Origin of the sequence: uncultured Aquabacterium sp. (assembly GCF_913773725.1) — a bacterium.
GTDB lineage: Bacteria > Pseudomonadota > Gammaproteobacteria > Burkholderiales > Burkholderiaceae_C > Aquabacterium.
Genome location: NZ_CAJYGK010000013.1, coordinates 1 through 4,891, shown reverse-complemented (window position 1 = coordinate 4,891; position 4,891 = coordinate 1). Strand labels below are relative to the sequence as shown.

The 4,891-nt window shown below is 67.1% G+C and carries 3 protein-coding genes and 2 tRNA genes; all 5 read right to left on the bottom strand.

Annotated elements, in window-relative coordinates; all coding sequences use genetic code 11:
- Positions 1-20: 20 nt before the first annotated feature.
- A tRNA-Glu gene (locus tag QZ709_RS00905) sits at positions 21-96 on the bottom strand.
- A gap of 38 nt (positions 97-134) precedes the next feature.
- Positions 135-210 (bottom strand) — tRNA-Ala (locus QZ709_RS00900).
- A gap of 126 nt (positions 211-336) precedes the next feature.
- Complete coding sequence (locus QZ709_RS00895) at positions 337-672, bottom strand: P-II family nitrogen regulator (RefSeq protein ID WP_016450797.1); 336 nt, start codon at positions 670-672, stop codon at positions 337-339.
- 16 nt (positions 673-688) lie between these two features.
- Entirely contained in the window at positions 689-3,778 is a 3,090-nt protein-coding gene (locus QZ709_RS00890) for a CusA/CzcA family heavy metal efflux RND transporter (RefSeq protein ID WP_016450796.1), read from the bottom strand.
- A 4-nt stretch (positions 3,779-3,782) separates the two neighbouring features.
- Positions 3,783-4,891, bottom strand: a 1,109-nt coding sequence (locus tag QZ709_RS00885) for an efflux RND transporter periplasmic adaptor subunit (RefSeq protein WP_294635487.1), incomplete at its 5' end; no start/stop codon positions are given.

The following is a 4,891-nucleotide window of genomic DNA, read 5'->3' as shown; positions in this document are numbered from 1 at the left end:
CGAGCCAAGTGCTGCAAACTTGGCGACCCTACGGGGATTCGAACCCCGGTACTCACCGTGAAAGGGTGATGTCCTAGGCCTCTAGACGATAGGGTCAATCCTAGAACTTGCGTAAATACTCAAGTCTCAATTTTTGGTGGAGGTAAACGGGATCGAACCGATGACCTCTTGCATGCCATGCAAGCGCTCTCCCAGCTGAGCTATACCCCCTTGCTGCAACGTTGCACTGCTTCGTTGCTGCGATTCAAAAATTGTAGCACAGCGTTTTTGGGGCAATTCCGGAATGCATGACTTTTTTATGTCGCCCTGCATTCCGGCGCCCTGCTGCAGCCCGGGTCAGGCCAGGCTTTGCCCATCGCGTATGCGGTGGATCTCGGCGATGTCCACCACCCAGACCAGGCCGTCGCCGACCTGGCCCGAGTGACAGGCCGAGGTGATGGCCGCGCGGATGGGCTCGACCATGGATGCCTCGGCCAGCACGCAGACCATGATCTTGTCGGAGAAGTCGGTCAACTCCTCCTTCACGCTGCGCTTGTCGATGGCGGCCGGGGCCGTGAAGCCCTCGGCACGGAACAGCGTCACGCCGGGGAAGTTGGGAATGGCGCGCAGCGCGTCGCGCAGGCGCTCCAGGCGGCTGGGGCGCACGATGGCCCGGATTTCCTTCATGGTCATTGCAGTGTCTCCTTCATCAGGCTTCCAGCGGTTTTTCGTCAAACCAGCGGTACAGGGTCGGCAACACCACCAGCGTGAGCAGGGTGGACGAGATCAGGCCACCGATCACCACGATGGCCAGCGGGCGCTGCACCTCCGAGCCGGGGCCGGTGGCGAACAGGAAGGGCACCAGGCCCAGCAGCGCGACGGTGGCCGTCATCATCACGGGGCGGAAGCGCTGCACGCAGCCTTCGCGCACGGCCTCGGCCACGTTCATGCCATCTTCGCGCAGCTTGCGGATGCAGGAGACCAGCACCACGCCGTTGAGCACCGCAATGCCCCACAGCGCGATGAAGCCCACCGATGCCGGCACGCTCACGTATTCGCCCGTGACGAACAGGCCTATCAGTCCCCCGATGGAGGCGAAGGGCAGCACCAGGATGATCAGCCCGGCCAGCTTGACCGAGTTGAACAGCAGGAACAGCAGGAAGAAGATGGCCACGATGGTCAGCGGCACGATGATCTGCAGCGTGCCCATGGCGCGCTCCATGTTCTCGAACTGGCCACCGTACTTGAAGTAGTAGCCATCGGGCAACTGCACTTCACTGTCGATGCGCTGCTGCACTTCGGTCACGAAGCCGCCCAGGTCGCGCCCTTCCACGTTGGCTCCCACCACCACGCGGCGCTTGCCGCCTTCGCGGCTGATCTGCGCGGGGCCGTCCACCAGCTCGATGCGGGCCACGCTGCTCAGCGGCACCTGGGCGCCCGTGGCCGTGGTCAGCAAGGTGGCGCCGATGGCGGCGGGCGAGCCGCGGAACGGCTCGGGGAAGCGAACCACCACGTTGTAGCGGCGCTCGCCCTCGTAGACCGTGGTCACTTCCTTGCCGCCGATGGCCGACTCGATCACGCCCTGCACGTCGGTGACGTTCAGGCCGTGGCGGGCGATCGCCTTGCGGTCGATATCCACGGTCAGCGCCTGCTGGCCTGACAGGCGCTCGACGCGGATGTCCGTGCTGCCCGGCACGCTCTTGAGGATGCGTGCGACCTGCTCGGACACGTCGCGCAGCTCGCTCAGCTCGTCGCCGAAGACCTTGATGGCCAGTTGCGAGCGCACGCCCGTGACCATTTCGTCCACGCGCTCGGAGATCGGCTGGGACAGCACGATCTGCACGCCCGGGATCGAGGACAGGCGCTGGCGGATGTCTTCGTCGATCTCATCCTGGGTGCGGTCGGACTCGGGGTCCAGCAGCACGATGGGGTCGGACTCGTTGGGGCCTGCGGGATCGGCCGGCGATTCGCCGCGTCCGAGCTTGGAGACCACGCTGAGCACGCCGGGCACTTCGGCCACGGACTTCATCGCCGCCATTTCCATGCGGATGGACTCGTCCAGCGAGATGCTGGGCACGCGGTTGATCTGCGGCGTCAGCGCCCCCTCCTTCATGGTGGGCATGAAGGACTTGCCCAGCAGCGGGAACAGTCCCAGCGAGCCCAGCAGCAGCGCCACGGCCACGGCCAGCGTGGCGCGGTTGCGCGCGGTGGCCAGGTCCAGCAGGCGCAGGTAGTGGCGCTTGAGGAAGGCGATCAGGCGCGTGTCATGGTCCGCGCCGCCCTTGAGGAAGTACGAGCACAGCACGGGCGACAGGAACAGCGACACGGCCAGCGAGACCGCCAGCGAGATCGCGATGGTCAGCGCCAGCGGGCCGAACATCTTGCCTTCGATGCCTTGCAGCGTCATCAGCGGCAGGAACACCAGGATGATGATGGCGATGCCGAAGATGGTGGGCGTGGCCACCTCGGTGGTGGCCGACAGCACGGTGCGCACGCGTGCGCCCATGCTGTCGCCGGCCTGGCCGAGCTTGTGGAACACGTTCTCCACCACCACCACGGTGGCATCGACCATGAGGCCGATGGCGATCGCCAGCCCCCCCAGCGACATGAGGTTGGCCGAGATGCCCCAGCGGTTCATCATGATGAAGGTGGTCAGCGGCGTGATGATCAGCGTGGCCACCACGATCAGGCTGGAGCGCACGTCACCCAGGAAGATGAAGAGCACCACGACCACGAGCAGGATGCCCTCGATCAGCACCTTGCCCACGGTCCACAGCGCCGAGTCGACCAGGTCGGTACGGTCGTAGTAGGGAACGATCTGCAGGCCGCCGGGGAGCATGCCCTTGGAGTTGATCTCCTGCACGCGCTCCTTCACGCGGGTGACCACCTCCTTGGCATTGCCGCCGCGCATCATCAGCACGATGCCGGAGACGCCTTCGGTATAGCCGCCCTTGATGATGGCGCCCTGGCGCACTTCCTGGCCCAGCTGGACCTCGGCCACATCGCGCACGAAGACCGGCACGCCGCCTTCCTGCTTGAGAACGATGTTGCCGATGTCATCCAGCGACTGGACCAGGCCCACGGCGCGGATCAGGTACTGCTCGGTGACCTGGGGCAGGATGCCGCCGCTGGCATTGGCGTTGTTGTCGGCGATGGCCTGGACCACATGGCGCACGGACAGGCCGTAGTGGCGCAGCCGGCCGGGATCGACCTCCACCTGGTACTGCTTGACGTAGCCGCCCTGCGAGTTGATTTCGGCCACGCCGGGAATGGAGCGCAGCAGCGGGCGCGCCACCCAGTCCTGGATGGTGCGGCGCTCGGTCAGCTCCTCGGGCGTGAGGGCCCGCTTGCCGTCGTCGGGATGGTCCAGCGTGTACTGGTAGACCTCGCCCAGGCCCGTGGACACCGGCCCCAGCACGGGGATGATGCCTGCGGGCATGCGCGGCGTGACCTCCATCAGCCGCTCGGTGACGAGCTGGCGAGCAAAGTACACGTCGGTGGCATCGGTGAAGACCAGGGTGATGATGGACAGGCCGCTCTTGTTGAGCGAGCGCATCTCCACCAGGCCCGGCATGCCGGTCATGGCGATTTCCAGCGGCACGGTCACGAAGCGCTCGATTTCCTCGGGCGAACGGCCTGGCGCCTCGGTGGCCACCTGGACCTGGACGTTGGTCACGTCAGGAAAGGCATCCACCGACAGATTCATGGCGGCGCGCAGGCCGAAGCCGCACAGCACCAGCGAGAGCACGATCACGATGAGCCGCTGGCTCAGTGCGGCCCGGATCATGGAAGCGATCATGGGCTTACTCCAGCTCTGCGCGCTTGCGCTCGTTGTTCAGGTGGAAGGCACCCGTGGTGACGATGACCGTGCCATCGGCCACGCCCTTGTTCACGGGGCGCATGCCGCCGCTGGCGGTGCCCAGCTCGACGGGCGTGAGACGGTAGTGGTTCTCGCCCTTCTTGACGAAGACATGGTCGCGGTCGTTCTCGCGCACCACGGCCTCGGCCGGCACGGCCAGCAGCTGGCGCACCTCGCCCTGGATGCGCATGGTGGCCAGCATCTGGGGCTTGAGGTCGCGCTCGGGGTTGTCCACCTGGGTGCGGATGGTGACGGTGCGGGTCTCGGGCGTCACGGTGTCGCCCACATGCACGATTTGGCCGGACAGCACGCGCTCGCCCAGGGCGGGCACGGCGATCTCCACGGCCTGGCCGGCACGCACGCCGCTGGCCATCTGCTCGGGGATCGCGCCCACCACCCAGACGCTGCTCAGGTCGGCCACGGTGAACAGCGGATCGCCGGGCTGGGTCACCTGGCCGGAGCTGACCTTGCGCTCGATCACCACGCCGGCCCCTGTGGACAGCACGGCCGCATGCGACTGCAGCGTGCCCTTGTCGCGCAGCTGGGCGATGGCGCTGTCGGGAATGCCGATCAGGCGCAACTGGTCGCCGGCAGCGCGCTGCTCGGCGCGCGCAATCGACAGCTCGGACTCGCGGCGCTGCAGCTCGGCCGAGCCGATGACGTCGGCGGCGATCAGCTGGCGCGCGCGCTCCACGCCGCGCTCGGCCAGCGTGGCGGCGGAGTGTGCACGCAGATAGGCCAGCTGGGCGGTGGTCAGCTCGGGGCTGGCCACGCGGGCCAGCACCTGGCCCGCGCGCACGCGGTCGCCCACTTCGACCAGCACTTCGGTCACGCGTCCCGTGGCGGCCGCGCCAATGCGGGTGACCTGGCGCTCATTGGCCTCGATGCGGCCGGACACCTCCTGCAGCAACGCGATCTGCGCCTGCGCCACGGGCTTGACGGCGAAGTTGGGCGCCATCTCGGCGGTGACGCGGACCTCCATCGGGTCCTGCTCCTGCGCAGCGGCCGCTGCGGGCGCCGCCTTGGCTTCGGCCTCTTCGTTCTTGCCGCAGG

Bases quoted from the DNA above. Each gene is read 5' to 3' on its own strand.
- QZ709_RS00895 (WP_016450797.1), bottom strand. From the start codon at position 672: ATGACCATGAAGGAAATCCGGGCCATCGTGCGCCCCAGCCGCCTGGAG.
- QZ709_RS00890 (WP_016450796.1), bottom strand. From the start codon at position 3,778: ATGATCGCTTCCATGATCCGGGCCGCACTGAGCCAGCGGCTCATCGTG.